The organism is Kangiella aquimarina DSM 16071, from assembly GCF_000374105.1.
GTDB lineage: Bacteria > Pseudomonadota > Gammaproteobacteria > Enterobacterales > Kangiellaceae > Kangiella > Kangiella aquimarina.
Window position 1 is genome coordinate 859,154 of sequence record NZ_KB893650.1, and the last position, 17,569, is coordinate 876,722.

13 protein-coding genes and 1 riboswitch are annotated in these 17,569 nt (G+C 45.0%); of the genes, 7 read left to right on the plus strand and 6 right to left on the minus strand.

From position 1 onward, the window contains the following. Nucleotides 1–71 precede the first annotated feature (71 nt). On the plus strand, nucleotides 72–1,568 hold the full coding sequence (locus tag B158_RS0104235; protein ID WP_018624112.1) for a CYTH and CHAD domain-containing protein: 1,497 nt from the start codon (nucleotides 72–74) through the stop codon (nucleotides 1,566–1,568). Nucleotides 1,569–1,627: 59 nt separating this feature from the next. Here the strand turns inward: B158_RS0104235 and B158_RS0104240 are convergent, their stop codons facing one another. Genes B158_RS0104240 through B158_RS0104255 form a run of 4 tightly spaced genes read right to left on the minus strand, consistent with a single transcriptional unit; the run spans nucleotide 1,628 to nucleotide 5,005 of the window. Then, on the minus strand, nucleotides 1,628–2,128 hold the full coding sequence (locus B158_RS0104240; protein WP_018624113.1) for a hypothetical protein: 501 nt from the start codon (nucleotides 2,126–2,128) through the stop codon (nucleotides 1,628–1,630). 12 nt (nucleotides 2,129–2,140) lie between these two features. Then, complete coding sequence (locus B158_RS0104245; protein ID WP_018624115.1) at nucleotides 2,141–2,410, minus strand: colicin immunity domain-containing protein; 270 nt, start codon at nucleotides 2,408–2,410, stop codon at nucleotides 2,141–2,143. 11 nt (nucleotides 2,411–2,421) lie between these two features. Continuing rightward, a complete protein-coding gene (locus B158_RS0104250) occupies nucleotides 2,422–4,380 on the minus strand; it encodes a M48 family metallopeptidase (RefSeq protein ID WP_018624116.1) in 1,959 nt (652 codons plus the stop codon). A gap of 37 nt (nucleotides 4,381–4,417) precedes the next feature. Then, entirely contained in the window at nucleotides 4,418–5,005 is a 588-nt protein-coding gene (locus B158_RS0104255) for a LemA family protein (protein WP_018624118.1), read from the minus strand. Between the two features lie 177 nt (nucleotides 5,006–5,182). Here B158_RS0104255 and glnE point away from each other — a divergent pair, with 177 nt between their 5' ends. The 3 genes from glnE to B158_RS0104270 are packed head-to-tail and all read left to right on the plus strand — an operon-like array spanning nucleotide 5,183 to nucleotide 9,714. Further along, nucleotides 5,183–8,062, plus strand: a complete 2,880-nt coding sequence (glnE, locus tag B158_RS0104260) for a bifunctional [glutamate--ammonia ligase]-adenylyl-L-tyrosine phosphorylase/[glutamate--ammonia-ligase] adenylyltransferase (RefSeq protein WP_018624119.1) — start codon at nucleotides 5,183–5,185, stop codon at nucleotides 8,060–8,062. A 31-nt stretch (nucleotides 8,063–8,093) separates the two neighbouring features. Then, a complete protein-coding gene (locus tag B158_RS0104265) occupies nucleotides 8,094–8,288 on the plus strand; it encodes a zinc-finger domain-containing protein (protein WP_018624120.1) in 195 nt (64 codons plus the stop codon). A 43-nt stretch (nucleotides 8,289–8,331) separates the two neighbouring features. Continuing rightward, the gene (locus tag B158_RS0104270; RefSeq protein WP_018624121.1) at nucleotides 8,332–9,714 is read left to right on the plus strand and encodes an aspartate kinase; all 1,383 of its coding nucleotides are present in this window, start codon (nucleotides 8,332–8,334) and stop codon (nucleotides 9,712–9,714) included. Nucleotides 9,715–10,213: 499 nt separating this feature from the next. Here the strand turns inward: B158_RS0104270 and nfuA are convergent, their stop codons facing one another. After that, the gene (nfuA, locus tag B158_RS0104275; protein ID WP_018624122.1) at nucleotides 10,214–10,792 is read right to left on the minus strand and encodes a Fe-S biogenesis protein NfuA; all 579 of its coding nucleotides are present in this window, start codon (nucleotides 10,790–10,792) and stop codon (nucleotides 10,214–10,216) included. Nucleotides 10,793–10,908: 116 nt separating this feature from the next. Between nfuA and B158_RS0104280 the strand changes: the two genes are divergently transcribed. Beyond that, nucleotides 10,909–13,443, plus strand: a complete 2,535-nt coding sequence (locus B158_RS0104280; protein WP_018624123.1) for a M14 metallopeptidase family protein — start codon at nucleotides 10,909–10,911, stop codon at nucleotides 13,441–13,443. A 36-nt stretch (nucleotides 13,444–13,479) separates the two neighbouring features. Continuing rightward, nucleotides 13,480–15,867: a zinc-dependent metalloprotease gene (locus B158_RS0104285; protein ID WP_018624124.1), complete on the plus strand. Its 2,388-nt coding sequence runs from the start codon at nucleotides 13,480–13,482 to the stop codon at nucleotides 15,865–15,867. 400 nt (nucleotides 15,868–16,267) lie between these two features. Here B158_RS0104285 and B158_RS0104290 read toward each other — a convergent pair whose 3' ends face one another. Then, the gene (locus tag B158_RS0104290; protein WP_018624125.1) at nucleotides 16,268–16,807 is read right to left on the minus strand and encodes a hypothetical protein; all 540 of its coding nucleotides are present in this window, start codon (nucleotides 16,805–16,807) and stop codon (nucleotides 16,268–16,270) included. Nucleotides 16,808–16,951: 144 nt separating this feature from the next. Here B158_RS0104290 and B158_RS0104295 point away from each other — a divergent pair, with 144 nt between their 5' ends. Further along, nucleotides 16,952–17,425: a GNAT family N-acetyltransferase gene (locus tag B158_RS0104295; protein WP_018624126.1), complete on the plus strand. Its 474-nt coding sequence runs from the start codon at nucleotides 16,952–16,954 to the stop codon at nucleotides 17,423–17,425. Between the two features lie 59 nt (nucleotides 17,426–17,484). After that, a riboswitch (SAM riboswitch) is annotated at nucleotides 17,485–17,560 on the plus strand. Nucleotides 17,561–17,569 lie beyond the last annotated feature (9 nt).

Consider the following 17,569-nt stretch of genomic DNA (forward strand, 5'->3'; position numbering starts at 1 on the left):
GATTGGCAATTCTTAATTCGCGCTGTAAACTGCGGTGAATGACTCAAACGAAACTGAGTAGAACATAAGGCATGTCGATCGAAATAGAAATAAAACTATCAGCGACGCCCGACAAGATTAGCGATATAAAACAATGGGTTAGCGATAGGTTCTCGGAAGATGGTGAATGGCAGGAAAAGCAGTTGGCCAACACCTATTTCGACACCGAGAATCATAAACTCAGAGAGATGGAAATCGGGCTCAGAATACGTCGGGACGGCGATAAATTCATCCAATCTGTAAAATCTGCTGGCCGAGTGGTCGGTGGTCTGTTCCAGCGCAATGAGTCTGAAGTCGAGCTTCCTGCCAATGAACTTGACCTGCAGGCGGTCGACGAACCTTATCTTATGATTCTGCTGGAAGAGGCGGAAGAAGAAGATGGCGCAGTGAAACCAGCCTTTAACACCGACTTTTTAAGACGTCAGATATTTGTCAAAGAAGGCGAAAGTCAGATAGAGATTGCACTCGATGTTGGCTCTATTCGTTGCAAAGACCACAAGCTTGATATCTGCGAAGTTGAGCTTGAGCTAAAAGAAGGTGAGCCTGCAGCATTATTCAGCCTGTGTCAGGAATTAATCGAAAAGTTTGACCTGGTGCTTGATAGCGCGAGCAAAGCCGAACGTGGATACACTCTGTGTCAAAAGCCTTCTCCTTACTTACGACAGCTCAGAGTGGTGGAATTAACTGCAAAATCCTCAGCCGAAGCGGCCTTTGAAACTATTGCACATACCGGCCTGGGACATTGGCAACATTACATTAAGCAGATCAAACGCGAAGTGACCATTGATCATGTCCTGCAGCTCAATCGTGCCCTGATGTTCATGCAGCATATGTACTCGGTTTTTGCACCCATGATTCCGCGTCATGCCTTAAGCAGCCTGCGTAGTGACTGGCGCGAGATCACCAAGAATTTTTCCAAATTGTTGAAAGTGGCTCAAGAGATCAACTGGCTCAATAACGGCAAGCTGTACGGTTTTACTTATGAAGAACTGTCAGATTTTGAGAAAGGCTTGCGACAGGCATTTAAGCGCGAAGGCAGTCAATTTACTGAATATTTAAAATCCGCATCATACAATCTCAAACTGCTGCACTTTTCACGCTGGCTGTATTTAAAAGAGTGGCGACAAGCCTTCAGTAATGGTGGCGCACAACGACTGAAAAAAGAAATTTTCCCATTCGCCATACGTCAATTGCAGCATCAATTGTTCGATATCAAGCGCCACTTAACCGATAAAGGCGAACTCACCGAAAACGATTACCTTGCCTACCTCCCAAGAATGTATCGAACCCTGGACATCGGTTTGTTCTTCGGTAGCCTGTTTGAAAACAAAAAACGTAAAGCCTACCGCCAAAGATGGGTCGACCTCGTGGCCAGCATTGAACTCTTTAAGCAACTCGAATTCATCCGCCGTGCATTAAAAACCGAAGACCGTGTTGATGAACGTTTAGAACGGACCGAGAAAGATATTCTTGATGCGTTGGTTACCATGCGAACTAAAGCATTGGAAGAGAATCCGTATTGGAATTAGTTGTTTAGGCTTAAGGCTGTATATCAATGAATACAGTCTGTCAAAAATAGTAAGTCAAATTAAACTATAATTCTAATTTGATCTATGGTTTGCTCAATTGCAGATGTTATTTCTTTTAGAATAACTTTACGGCAAAGCCACTTTACATTTTTTGTATTTTCATACTTAGCCTCAAAAATAAAGCATTGCAGAAAAAATTCATTTTTATATGGAATTAAAAAACAACATAAATGATCCGTTGTAGGGCCAAGCTCTAGAATTCTGCACCTTAGATTGATTTCATCCAATTCTTGATCACAGTTAGAGTTTCCCAAGTTATATGCAAGTAATTTACTTGCGCACTCTTCTAGAGTTAAAGAGTTTAAATAGTCAGTAATCTTTCGGTCAAAACTTTCTTCTAATTTCTCTCGTTCTAAATTCAAATAATGCATGAATTGTTTGCCATATGCATTTGTATCATCAGAACTAACATTGAAACCTGCGATCCAAACCTCAACATTTATCATTTCATTAATGCTTTTTAGTTCAAAGGCTAAATTCTTTATATTTCCTATAATCATACGTTATACACACTAGAAATCTAAAGCTCCTAATAAATCGGAAACTTTTTTCTTAAGCTGAATTTCATTTAATTCATAGCCTTGTCGGAAAGGACTTGAGTTATATAAATCTGCTAAACAAAAAATACTAGATAGACATTCACTTAAAAGGTCGTCATCTAGGCTTAATAGTCCTTCCTTTCCTTCAAACTTCCAAAGCTCCATATACGCATTTGAGAATTCATCTGCGTTTAACCTTCCGGCTTGAAATGACTTTGCTAAAGCTAAAATAGTAATGCTCATACATTAGTACTTTAATTTGCTGACATGCTCTGAATATTATTCTTCACCAATTTCTCCTGCGCCTGTTCCAGTATCGGTGGAATAGGGCAGTTTAAACACTCTGCAATCGCTCGCAGTAATTCAATTTCACGAGGATTCACTTTGCCATCATAAGTAACAGCGTCTTCGAGTGCCTGAATTAATGGCTTTTTCAGCATTGGTGTTAATTGGTTAAGGCGTTTCAATGCCTGGTGGAAGGATTCGGCATCAAAGGTCTTATCCAGTAATGGTGACGGTTCTTTGACAAAAGGCTGGATCAGTTTTGAGTAAAGCGCTTTCTTGTCTTCGTCACTTTGACCAGTGCTATGCACTGTCGCTGACAGAATAACCTGTATTTCATGGGAAACAGCGTTGAAGCTTTTAATGCTGTTACTAGGTCCTTGCCCGCTATCACTAAGATTTTTTTGCAGGATTGAATACAGCACATACTCAAATTCCGAAATATGACTATCCAAGTGAATGGCTTGTCGTAACAAGCTGAGAAATCCCTTGCGCTCTGTAGCGCTTAATCGTCGGAGACTCGGTATAGAAATATCTAGTATAGCTAAGCGTAAGTGACGCTGGTCTTTGGTTATGTGCTGGGCTAATTCCAGAACCTGATCAGCGTCTTTTTGACTGGTCTTCTCGGCAATCAGATTCAACACTGGTTCCGAAACCTGATTATCGTCACTCAGCAATAGGGCTAATGCAAGATGCATGGCATGGTTATTGGAGTGGTGACTATGTGCTGCCTGGCGAATGACTTCGGGCAGTGCAAGCAGCAATGCTCCGGCAGCATGTTGGTGCAAAGTAGTTGGCTGGCCAATGGTGTCGATAATGGCGTCAAAACCAAAATCCATGGCAGGTTTATCGTCTTTTCCCAGCTCGATATCTTCGTATTCCTGCTGCTGGGCCATTTCACGCAGGCGCTGTTCTTCTATCTGTTTCGCCAAATTGCGCCAGCCCGGCAAAATCGCAGTCAGCCGCTTTTCAATCGGTGGATGAGAGGCAAGGCCACTAAAGTTCAACTTGATCGGTTCCGAAATACACATGTGGCTGGTTTCTTCTGCATGTGAATTCTTCAACAAGGAGCCTTGTTGTCTGATCTTAATGAAAGCTCCGGCCAGCCCCTCATTATCGCGTGCATATTGCACCGCGGAAGCATCCGCCAGAAATTCACGTTGCCGAGAAATCGCCGCTTTAATTAGACGACCAAAGAAGAGACCAATGTAACCGATAACAAATAGTGACAGACCAATTACGAATACCGCAACAACGGCGTTGCCACTATCCTTATTGCTGCTTCTGATGTTGCCATAACGAATATAGCGCATCACGAAATAGCCCGCCTGACCTATTAATAATATCCCCGCCAGTACCGCAATAAGGCGTACATTGATGCGCATGTCGGAATTAAAAATATGACTGAACTCATGGGCTACAACGCCCTGAAGTTCTTGACGGCTGAGGTTCTCAAGCGCACCACGAGTGACCACCAATACCGTATCGCTGGTTTCCAATCCAGCCACGAAAGCATTGATGGTTTCTTCTTCATCCATCACATAGACAGTAGGCACTGAAGTTCCCGATGCAATGGACATTTCTTCCACCACATTGAGCAGGCGTCGTTCCAGCAGGTCATTGGTGTCCGGCAGAATTTCGCGGGCTTTAACCATAGAGGCGACGGCTTTGCCGCCTGCACTGAGCTGAAACCAGCGGAACAGGGAACCGAATACGATGAGCAACAAAGTCCCGATAGTTACCGCGTAAAACCAGGAATGTTGAAACCAGTCTGTGATTGAGAAAGGGTATTCCGGAGAGGTTTGCGAGCGAACAATCAGGAAACCAATCAGATTGAGAACGGCGATGATCAATACCACAGCCATGAGAAAGTAAAAAACAAGCAGCCGGGTTTTCTTCCTGGCTGCTTCTTGATGCTCAAAAAAGTCCATTCTTGTTATTGCTTATCAGTTGATGAAAAGGAGAGGATTAATCAAAAGAAACTTTAACGGCTTCTCTGGCTTCCTCATTTTCAACTTCGAACAATTCGGCTTCCTGGAAACCAAATGGATTGGCAATAAAGTTATTTGGTACCTGTTCACGGTATGTGTTGTATTGCATGACCGCATCGTTATAGGCCTGACGTGCGAATGCAATTTTGTTTTCGGTGGTGCTTAACTCTTCCATCAACTGGGCCATATTCTGATTGGCTTTCAGATCAGGATAATTCTCTGACAGGGCGAATAGACGACCTAAGGCACCGGTTAACTGACCCTCTGCCTGATTCAGATTTTTGATGGCATTTGGATCTTCAGGGTGATCTGCGGCTGCCTGATTGGCAGAGACCGCCATATTTCGTGCGTTGATTACGGCTTCAAGCGTTTCACGCTCATGCTTCATGTAACCTTTTGCTGTTTCAACTAAATTGGGAATTAAGTCATAACGACGATTAAGCTGTACATCAATTTGTGCGTAAGCGTTTTTGAAACGGTTGCGAAGACTGACCAGCTTGTTGTAAATCCCGACTACAAACAGGATTAACGCAGCGATGATGACTAAAGTGATAATGGTACCCATGTAAGATGCTCCTTATTCATTGTTATCAGCCTATCCTATCAATGTTTATCTAAGTGATAAATTATTAGTTTGCATTAAAATGTAATAAATCTTACAACATCAATAGCTTAAATTCGGGCAAATACGTTAGGATAAGCGAGCTCAAGGCAAAAATAATCACTTATAGTTGACTCATTCATGATCCAGATAGCACCTATTCCAGAAGCACTGAAAACTGAAGCTGAAAAGAGAACATCACAATGGCTAGAGGCATTGGGAACAGCCTATTCTGGTGATATGGAGCAGGTTAGACGCATCCTTTGTGGTAGCGACTATCTTTATCATTGGGCGAAGCGTCAACCGCAATGGTTGGTTGAAGCATTGGCTACTGACTTGAGTAGCCTGTCTGCCCATATCTTGACTATTCAGCAGAATCTGGATACTAGCTGGCCCGAATACGAAGTGAAACAGTTCTTGCGTCATCAGCGCCATTACTGGTCAATGCAGATTGCCGTGGCCGATATTCTTCAGCTACTACCCATCCGTCAGATTTGCTATTTGCAATCAATACTCGCAGAGCAATTAATCAACTGTGCACAGGACTGGAGTTATTATCAGACCTGTCAGCAATATGGTGTGCCGGTTTCCGAAACGGGTGAACAGCAACATTTGCTAGTATTGGCGATGGGTAAACTGGGCGGTGAGGAACTTAACTTTTCTTCTGATGTGGATTTGATATTTGGCTACCCTGAAGATGGAGAAACGCGCATCAGCGAGGGGCAGCGCAAATCAATTGAGAATCAGATGTTCTTTATGCGTCATGGTCAGAAGCTGATTAGCCTGTTGTCCGATAATACCGCCGATGGATTTGTTTATCGCGTGGATATGCGCTTGCGACCCTATGGCCAAAGCGGCGCTCTGGTCGCAAACTTTAATGCATTGCAGGATTACTATCTGGAGCAGGGGCGAGAGTGGGAACGTTTTGCCATGATTAAGGCGCGAATCCTGCAGGCTCATCCTCACTTCCGCGAACAGCTGGTTAACATTATTCGGCCTTTTAGTTTCAGACGTTATATTGATTTCAGTGTGCTGGAATCAATCCGTCAACTGAAACAGAAAATCAGTGCCGAGTTGTTGCGTAAAGATGCGCAAAATAATATCAAGCTGGGTGATGGCGGTATTCGTGAGTTGGAATTTATTGTTCAAAGTTTGCAGTTAATCAGTGGTGGTCGCCACCCGCAATTGCAGGCTAAAAACTGGTGGCAGGCACTCGAAGCTTTGGTGCAGCAGAATCTGATTAAACAAGATGATGCTGACCAATTAAAAGTAGCATACGAATTTTTACGAAAGCTGGAAAACTGTTTGCAAATTCGAGCTGACAAGCAGACCCAGGACTTACCCGATTCCGAAGAAGAAATGCAGACCATTGCATTACTGATGGGGTACCCCGATTGGCATAGTGTTGAACAGAATCTTGGGCAACATCAGCAAGTAGTCGCGAACTTCTTTAAAGGTTTGTTTCATGACCCCAAAGAAGAGCGTAGCCATAATGATGCGATTCCGGTTCTTGAACAACTCTTGCAAGGGCAGTTGGACAACGAGCAACAAAGCAAAACTTTAGAGCAATACAAACTTTCTGAAGAAACCTTGAAGGAACTGCAAAGATTCAGACAGGAATTCTCGGAGCGGAAAATTGGAGCCAGAGGTTTCGCCCGTTTAGAACAGCTGCTACCTCATTTGGTTATTCAAGCAAGCAAGCAGAAAGACACCGACAAAACCTTAATTCGAAGTGTGGAGGTTTTGCAGGGCATCGGCCGACGAACTGCCTATTTTGAAATGTTGGCCGAGAATATTCCGGTTTTGGAATTTCTGGTGCAACTGGTATCGCGTTCCAGCTGGCTTGCGCGTCAGTTAGCGATTTATCCTTCGCTACTGGATGAGCTGCTGTTCCCCAGTAATTTCGGTAAGCAATTAACTAAAGACAATCTGGCCAATCAGTTGCAACAGGCCATGATGCGCATTGAAATGAATCAGACCGAAGAGCAGCTGTTGGCCTTGAGTCGGTTCAAACAATCCAGCCAGTTTAAAATTGCTGCCGGAGATTTAACCCGCCGTTTTGATATCAGTGAGGTTTCGCAACAGTTAACGGACCTGGCTGAAGTGATTATGGAATACCTGCTGCAGCTGGCCTGGAATGAGGTGACTGCCAAGCATGGTCGACCCAAACAAGATGCTGGCGAATTGGTGAAGGATTTTCTGGTGCTGGGTTACGGCAAGCTTGGTGGTGATGAACTGGGCTATGGTTCGGATCTCGATTTGGTATTTTTATACCAGGGTGAACCGGATTCGATGACTCAGCTAATCGGTGAGCAGGGCAAGTCATTGGAGCTGCATCAGTTTTATACTCGATTAGCGCAACGGTTAGTGCACTATCTCGGAACGCGAACTCAACAGGGAATTATGTATGAAGTCGATACTCGTTTACGCCCTTCCGGCAGAGCTGGCATGTTGGTCAGCCATATTGATGCCTTTGAAAAGTATCAGCTTGGCGAAGCCTGGACCTGGGAGCATCAGGCATTGGTCAGAGCGCGACCGGTGGCCGGCGATAGCGGCTTAAAGGATAGTTATCTACAATTACGAAGCAAAGTGTTGAGTTGTGATAAAAGAGACAATCTTTCTAAAGACGTCACTAAAATGCGCAAAAAGATGCGCGATAATCTGGATAAAACCGATGTGCGACTTTGGGATATCAAGCAAGGCCAAGGCGGTCTGGTTGATATAGAGTTTCTGGTTCAATATTGGGCTTTGAAATACTCGAAGCAGTTATTGAAGGACCACTCTGTCAACGAGCTACCTTTCAATAATGTGGACTGGCTACAGTTGCTGGCAGCAAAGAACCTTATCGATAAAAGTACCCGTGACTGTATGATGGAGAATTATCGATTGCTAAGAGATATTGCTAATGCGAGGGCCCTACAAAATCAACCTGCGCTGTTGCCTAAAGATGAGCTGACAGAACAGCGTCAGGCGATTGTCGATTTATGGCAATCGACATTTAAGCACAGCGATGTAGAATGAACAGAGTATAAGGTCAACAAAGGAGCCGATTATGTCCAGTCAGGTGGCTAAGCAGCACGCTGAAAAGCAGGAAGTGATTAAGGTTAAAGACAGTGATTTACCATTGCATTGCCCGATGCCAGAACAGACCTTATGGAATCAGCATCCGCGAGTTTTTATGGCGTTCGATAATGATGGGCGTGCCAGCTGTCCTTACTGTGGTAATCGTTATCAGCTCATCAAATAATCTCTACTTTCTAAATTAATAAAAACGATTCTTTGGATTAATCATGACAAACCAAGCATATTCCTGGGTGGTATTAAAATTTGGCGGCTCCAGTGTATCCAGTCAAAGCGACTGGGATAATATCGCCTCCATTGTCAAAAGAAATATTGAAAGCGGCAAAAAAGTTGCGGTTATACACTCTGCTTTTAAGAACGTAACCAATGAACTGGAAGCTATCGCGCAATTGGCAGTTAGCGATGACAGTGACGAGGCCTTAAATCAACTGTTGAACAAACATAAGGCTATGGCGCATGAATTGGAAGTTGATGCCACCTTGCTGGATCCCTGGTTTGATTCTCTGCAAATCGCTATCGCTGACATTCGTCACAAAGAACAGCTAACCGCCATGGATAGGGCTCAGGTTGTCTCACATGGAGAGTTATTGTCGTCTGTATTAGGTGCAGAATTTTTGCGCAAAGTTTTAGGAGAGGAACATAGGGTTCAGTGGTTAGATGCCCGTCAAATATTAACTTCAGAGTCGAGCCAGCATCAAAATGTTAATGATCGTTTTCTAAATGCAGTGTGCCATCCAAGGCCGAGCCAGGAATTAGCTAATCAATGGGAAAGCGAAGCTGATGTTGTGCTGAGTCAGGGATTTATTGCTGCCAACGAAGACGGTCAGACTGTGCTGTTAGGACGAGAAGGCTCTGATACATCTGCCGCCTACTTTGCTGCTTTGTTGCAAGCTGATAAGCTCGAAATCTGGACTGACGTAGCCGGTATGTTTAGCACTGATCCTAATAAAATCAGCAGTGCTAAAAAGCTTGAAGCTATCAGTTATAACGAAGCATTTGATATGGCTGAGGCTGGTGCAAAAGTATTGCACCCAAGATGTTTGAGTGCCGTTATGGCCTACAACATCCCCATTGAAATCCGCAATACCCATAAACCCGATGAGCCTGGAACCTTAATCACCAGTGACTATGAACCTTCAAAATGGGTTAAAGCAATAGCGCTTAAACAACAGATTCCGATTATAACCCTGCTACTTGGTCGCCGCGGTCAACAGCCAGACACCTTGCAAAAGGTATTTAGCATTATCAATGAGTTTGGCTTGAGCAGCGAGCTTATGGCTTCTACCAAAAACTCATTGGTTATGGCCATAGAAACCAACAACAGTATTTATTCAGACTCTATTTTGCAGAAACTGTCAGAAAAACTGGCCGAAGTTTGCCGCAGCGTTTTTACTTCACACAGCGCCATGCTGACTCTGATTGGCTGTGATGCCAGTCAGGCATTGTGGCATTTGTTGCAGATTGATGCGGATCTTCCAGAACAATGGTTGCTGCTTAGTCACGCCACTGGCGATCATCATTTGTCCTTCTTGGTTAACGATGATGACGCCCTAAAAATTCTGCAATTACTGCATGATAATTTGATTAAGTAATAGTTGGTTTCAGCAAAAGAAAAATCTAGGTTGGGTTAGAGGCCTTGTCTCGTAACCCAACAAAATATTAATACCAATGATGGATCCTCAAAGTGGTAAATTTGTAGTGATTTGCTACATTCCTTAAATTATTTTTTCGCCCCTCGGCGAATTACTTTCTCTTGAGTGGCCAAGAGAAAGTAATCAAAGAGAAGGCCACCCCGTGATTGAGGTTTCGCTAAGCTCAACACCTCTCGTACTCACCAATCCATTTAACGCACCGTAAAATACGTTCCATCCTTGGACCGAATTTTACTATTCAAAACTTCCTGTTTTGAATTGCTATGGTCTGGTTCATACTCGACTCAATCAAAGGGGGTATTGGCGCAAGAGGTATAGGCAGGCAGCAAAGAATGGATTCAGAGTATGCCGTCTATAGTTTTTGTAGGGTACTCTACGATTGGCAGACACAAAAAAGGCGCATAATGCGCCTTTTTTTTTAATAGTGTTTTCTACTGAATTAGTAGTAAGGATTTTCACCCTCTGAGTGTTCGGTGACGTCTTTAACGCCTTTCACTTCGGGAACACGTTCAATCAAGGTTTTCTCAATACCTTCTTTAAGGGTTACGTCGACCATTCCGCAACCTTGGCAACCGCCGCCGAATTGTAGAACGGCGATTCCGCTTTGAGTGAATTCAACCAGTGATACTTGGCCGCCATGGTTGGCAAGTTCTGGGTTGATTTCTGACTCAAGGTAATAACGAATGCGGTCCGAAGCGGGGGCGTCGTCGTCAACTTTACGCGCTTTGGCGTTTGGTGCGCGGAGTGTCAGCTGACCGCCAGTTTGTTCTTTCGAGTAGTCAATTTCGGCTTCTTCCAAATAGGGTGCGCTATCTTCGTCAATAAAGGCTGAAAAGCCATCAAATTTCAATTCTGTGTCGGTATCTTCAATGGCGTCAGGTGGGCAGTATGAAACACCGCACTCGGCATGGCTGGTTCCTGGGTTTACCACAAATACACGAATGCCGGTATCAGGCTCTTCCTGACCGGCTAATAGACGGCGAAAATGCTCTTGAGCAGCTTCTGAAATAGTAATCATAATAACGTTCAATGCCTCAGCATGTTGCTTTGATGGGTTCTATTATAACCTATGATTGGGCTTGCAGCTAAATTTACAACCTATAGAATGGAGAAAACCACGAAAAACTGAGTCATATGAAACAATTACTGCTTGCTGCTTTTTTATCGGTTTCTGCTGGCCTGCCTACGCTGGGCCTAGCTCAAGAAGATACCACCTCATTTGATTATTATTTCAATCAGAATATTCAATTCCAGCCAGATGTTGTGACTCCCAATCAGGTATTGGGGAATCCTGTCGGTGAATGGCATGTCCGTCCCGAACAGTCGGTTTCATTTTTCAAGGCGCTGGCGCAGAGTTCTGAGCGAGTAAATCTAGCTGAGATCGGTCGCACTCATGAAAACCGACCTTTAATCACTGCCTATATCTCGTCACCTGAGAATCTGACTCGTCTTGATGAAATTAAGGAGCAACGAAAGAACTTAACTGAGTATCAAGGGCCTGCCATAGTCTGGCTTGGATATTCGGTGCACGGCAATGAGCCGAGTGGAACCAACGCAGCCTTATTAGTGGCTTATCGACTGGCAGCTTCTGAGGAAGCGTGGATTCAGGAGTTACTGACCAATACTATCGTCATGATTGATCCTATGCTCAATCCTGATGGTATGGGGCGTTTTGCTGGTTGGGTGAATCGTTACAAGGGTAAGCAATTAGTCGCTGATTCAGATTCGATTGAGCATAACGAGGCATGGCCGCGTGGCCGCACCAACCATTATTGGTTTGACTTAAATCGTGACTGGTTGTTGTTGCAACATCCTGAAAGTCAGGCGCGGGTTAAGCATTTTTATGAGTGGCGTCCGCACATCGTTGGTGATTTTCATGAAATGGGCACTAACGCTACTTTCTTCTTCCAACCGGGTGTGCCATCGCGTCAGAACCCTTTAACCTCTGAATTAAACTTTGAGCTGACTGAAAAAATTGGTCGATATCACGCCAAGGCGCTGGATGCGATTGGTTCGCGCTATTACAGTCAGGAAAGCTTTGATGACTTCTACTACGGCAAAGGCTCGACCTTCCCTGATATCAATGGCGGGATCGGTATCCTGTTTGAGCAGGCCAGTTCGCGCGGTCATTTGCAGGAATCGGTTAATGGCGATGTCAGTTTTCCATTTTCCATTCGTAATCAGGCAACAACCTCCTTTTCAACATTGCAGGCGGCACTTGAGCTGGGTGGCGAGTTGCTGGAGTATCAAAGAGATTTCTTCCAGCAGTGGCCAGCAAAAGCCAGTAGTGATCTGGAAAAAGGTGTGATCTTCAGTTCCAATGATGAAGGTCGTATCAAAGAGTTCCTGCGGATTTTGAATAGCCACCAAATTAAAGTTGAGCAATTAGCCGGCCCAAGAAAAATTGCAGGCAAAGAGTGGGCAGCAAAAACATCCTATGTAGTGAATTTTAAGCAACAACAATATGGTCTGATTAAAGCCATGTTCGAAACGCGCACGGAGTTTACGGACAACACCTTTTATGATGTGTCGGCCTGGACTTTCCCGCTGGCATTCAATCTTGACTACCATCATTTGAACAAAGATGAACTGCAACTTTTACCGTTAGAGTCTTCTGAGGTTTCAACATCAAGCTCCTATGTGGGTAGTGATAATCCGGTTGCGCTATTAGTGGAGTGGCAGGATTTCCGTGCGGCTACAGCTTTAACGCGATTACTCGGAGATGATATCGACGTTAAACTGCTGGAAAAAGGTTCTCGCTTGCCGGTTCAAGGTGAGCCTCGTGAATTTATGGCGGGATCATTTACCGTCCCTTTGCCAGCGGAAACCGCTACGCGTAATGCACTCATTGAAAAGGTCAATAGTACCCTTGCTGACTTGGGTTTAACCGTTTATGGCGTGGATTCAGGTTATAGTGGACAAGGTGCTGATTTAGGTAGTCCAAACGTGAGCGATCTTGAGATGCCTAAGCCATTATTACTGATTGGTGAAGGCGTTTACTCCTATGAAGCAGGTGAGGTCTGGCATTTGCTGGATACGCGTCTTGAGTTGCCTGTTTCGATGCAACATGCACAAGATCTTGGCAGGATTGATCTGTCAGACTATACCCACCTGTTGATGGTCAGTGGCCGTTATCCAGCGCTTGATGATAAAGAGCTGGATGCTGTTAAGTCTTGGATTCGAGATGGTGGAACCATTGTCGCTACACGTGGGGCTAACCCATGGTTAGTTCAACAGGGGCTCGTGAACTTTGAGTTGTTGGAACCCGAAACTCCACAAAATCAAAACCGTCCATTCTCGGAACGTGATGACGCCCGCGCCGAGCATATTATCGGTGGCGCTATTTATGAGGCTAATGTTGACTTAAGCCATCCGTTGGCATTTGGTTTGGAGCTGGATAAGTTGGCGTTCACCAAGGCTGGCACCATGGTCTTTAAGCCAGCAACTGAAGACTTTGTGACTGTCGCAACTTATACAGAAAGTCCGTTAGTTGCGGGGTATTCGTCACAAACCAATGTGGAACGTATTAAAAATACGCCCGCAATCTTGGCACAAGGTTATGGTCGTGGCAGTATCATCATGTTTAGTGATAATCCTAACTTCCGAGGTTACTGGTTAGGCTCGATGCGCCCATACATCAATAGTTTATATTTTAATAAGGCGCTGTAAGAATTTAACGTTAATTATCAGGTAGGGAATCAACCCATGTTAAAAGCTGTTCAAGGTCTGATTGGGGGAGTTTGTCTGCTGGCAGTGGTGTTAACTGCTAATGCGGCAAGCTGGTCTGAAATTGAAAACAAAAGCCGTCGTATTAATGGTTTTATGCCTATCTACGTCAGTAGTAACGAGGGTAGGGTATGGCTTGAGGTCAGTAAGTTTGAACAGCCATTTATCATGTACACGGGCTTGCCGTTTGGGATTGGCTCAAATGATATTGGTCTTGATCGGGGACAGCTAGGAGAGTCGAAGCTGGTTCAGTTTGAACGTTATGGTAATAAGATTTTCCTGAAGCACCTGAATACACGTTATCGCGCAGATACCGACAATCAGGCCGAGAAAAACTCGGTTAATGAGGCGTTTGCCAGCTCAGTATTGTATGGCTTTGAAATCGATGCCAGGAACGGCAATCGTTACTTGATCGACTTAACCGCATTCCTGCAGCAGGATCTGCACGGGGTCAGTGACAGGCTTAAGGCTACCAATCAGGGCAGCTACAGCATTGAACGAAGTCGCTCTGCCTTAGTGGCTGATAAAGTTAAAAACTTCCCTCGAAATACTCTATTCGAGAGTGTGCTGACCTTTAATGGTTCCGCAGCAGGCGACTTTGTTAAACAGGTTGTGCCAACACCTGAAGCCATTACGGTTCATCAGCATGTGTCTTTTGTTGCCCTACCTGATGACAACTATGAGCCGCGTGTATTCCATCCGAAAAGTGGTTTCTTTGAACTGACTTACGCTGATTACGCTTCACCCATTGATCAACCGATTGAGAAAAAGTTGATTTACCGTCATCGCATTGAGCGTGACAAAGACGGCAAGATAAAACCAATTATTTATTACCTTGACCCGGGTGCGCCTGAGCCAGTCCGCACTGCTCTGTTAGAAGGTGCTCGCTGGTGGGAGCAGGCCTTCGCAGCAATTGGTTTGGAAGGTGCTTATGAAGTTCGAGACCTGCCTGCAGACGCCGATCCGATGGATGTTCGCTACAACGTGATTCAGTGGGTTCATCGTGCCACACGCGGCTGGTCTTACGGTATGGCAATGGCTGACCCAAGAACCGGTGAGATTATCAAAGGCCACGTCACCTTGGGTTCATTGCGTGTTAGACAGGACTTGCTGATTGCCAATGCATTAACTGGCGTACATGGAAAAGATGGCGATCAGCAGGCAGCGATGGATATGGCTTTAGCCCGTATTCGCCAGTTGTCGGCTCATGAAGTGGGCCATACGTTAGGCATTGCTCATAACTTTGCAGCAAGCCCCACCAATCGTGCTTCTGTGATGGATTATCCGCATCCACTGGTTACGCTTGATGGAAAAAGCATCAATCTGAAAAATGCTTACGCTGAGGGAATTGGCCAATGGGATATTGAAGCCGTTCGTTATGGCTACTCTAAGATTGAAGGAGAGAACGAAGCGGAAGAGCTGCGAAATATTGTGCGAAATGCCAGCGCCAAAGGACTAATGTTCATTTCTGACGCCGATGCTCGTCCCGCCAGCGGAGCACACCCTTCTGCACACCTTTGGGACAATGCCCAAAACCCTGCTGCGGAACTGGCCAGAGTGCTGGATATTAGACAAACCGCTCTCAATAAATTTGGTCATAATAATTTAGCTGATGCTGTTCCTTATTCAGAGCTTGCTGAAACTTTAGTGCCGTTGTATTTATTCCATCGCTATCAGGTTGAAGCTGCGGTGAAACTGGTCGGCGGCGTTAATTACGAATACAGCGTTAAAGGCGATACTTTCCGTCCGGTTCGTGCTGTTGAGGATGGGTTACAGAGACAAGCTATCGGTACACTGTTATCTACTTTATCAGTAGAGCAATTAGCGGTACCTCAATCGGTACTGGAGCTTATTCCTCCCAAGGCGTATGGGTACTATCGGAATCGAGAAAGCTTTAATGGTTATACTGGTTTAACTCTAGATCCGGTATCTATGGCAGAGGCTTCAGCAAAGCACACTCTGCAATTGTTACTAAACCCTGAAAGGCTGGCTCGATTGTTGCAACAGAAGGCACAAACTGCCGAGTTACCGGGACTGGAAGAAGTAGTGACTCAACTGCTTACAACTACTTTGCGTAGCCCTGAGCAGTCTGGATTAAATGGATTGATTCAGCAGCGTGTGGATTATCTTACCGTAATGCAACTATTGAGCGTGGCATCTAACCCACAGGCTTCACCAGAGGTAAGAGCCCATCTGCATAATGAAATTGGTAAGCTGGACGGTTGGTTGACTACTCAATCGAAACGCAACTCGGTACGTTATGCCTGGTTAAAGGATTTGGTAGTGCAATATCTTAATGGTAACTTTGAGCCTCAGGAAGACGTTAAGACATTACCCATTCCACCGGGATCTCCTATTGGTTCCTGATTGAGACTGAAAATAAAAAAGCGAGCATTAAGCTCGCTTTTTTATTGTAGAAAAACTGACCCAGGGCTCAGGAGAGGAAGAATAAACACTAAGGGGTGTGGAGCGCGTTGACCTTTGCGTTTCGTTTTTGCAGCAGTTTGTTTGGGCTTTATACAAGGCATCGTGTGTGAGGTGTAGTCATTCTCCATCCGCGCGCGATAACACAGTAGAAAGCCCAAACAAACGCTGCCCTTCGGGTTCAATCAAAAGCGCCCTGCTCTTTGTTGCTCGTCATTTGCTTACAATGACTAGGCTACATGACGAGCCCTCGACCAGAACGTTTTTGCTTTGAACAAAAATTGAAACGTAAAGGTCAACGCGCTCCCAAGTGTTTAGAATGCCCAGGGTCAGGGGGAAAGTGTTACCAGCCGAGTACGCTACCGAGAATGATGCCTACTGCAAGCGGTTCCCAATAACGGTGGTCACAATAATGAGTATGAATGTGGCCACGTGGATAAGGGTGGTAGTAACCGCCATAGTAATACCAGTCCTGACCTAGGTAATAAACCGTTGTCGGGTAAGTTCTGTATCGTGGGTAATAACGATCATGGTATACACGATAGTAGGTATGCTTCGGTCTTGGATGATAGTTATCGCGGTAGCGATCGTGTGATCCGTAATGACGGTCATGTCCACGCGAATCGCTGTGGCGATGGTTATCTCTACGATCATCACGTCGGTGGTCACGCCATCTGTCATCTCTGCGGTCGTCGCGGCGATGTTCAAAACGGTTGTCGCGGTTGTGACGCTGCTCGAAACGGTTCGCATCATGACGCTTTTCAACCGAGGCATGACTGCGTGCATTATTTGACTGAGGACCTTTATGTTCTTTGGCAAAACCAGCCTGCGAAAGGCCCAGGCCCAATGTCATGATCAGTGCTGTGGTTATCATTTTATTCATGGATAACTCCTTAGGATTCACTATAATACCAACTGAGTGGATATTGGGCGCTCAAGGCTCAATAACATTCATTAGTCACAACTTTACCGCTTGTAAACTGAATTCTTACTGAATACCTAAGAAAAATCGCATAAGGATACTGCTTTGAAAATTAAGATTTTTGAAATCAATGACTTAGAACAGCTTGTGCCTGCCTTTGACAGTTATCGTCAACGCTACAAACAGCCCTCTGAGCCACAGAAAATTGAGCAGTTTTTGCGACTAATGCTGGAGCAGCAGACATCGACCATGTTTTTATCTTATGAGGGCGACGAGCTGACCGGTTTCATACAACTTTACCCTTCTTACTCAAGTATTGGCCTGGCCCCAATCTGGACCCTGAATGACTTCTACGTGTTTGGCGGTACCGGGCGTAAGCAAACAGCCGAGGCTTTGCTGAATGCAGCCAAAGATTTGTGTAAGGAAACGGATGCGATTCGTATTGAGGTGACCACCCGTAAAGAGAACCATCGTTTGCACAAGATTTACCGCGACTATGGTTTTGAAAAGGACTATAAGTACGATTACTACTTCCTGCGTGTGAATGAGCAGGACATCGCCTCTAAGATGCTCAAATAACAAATTGTTATAACGATTATACGTTTAGCCGTTTGGACTTCCATGGCAACTCGGGTATAGTTGCCACCTGCGCTGATTTGTACCGCTTGCGGGCGCACTAAAAATTCCGCTAAAAAGTGACTCTGAAACTTATCGTTTCGGCCG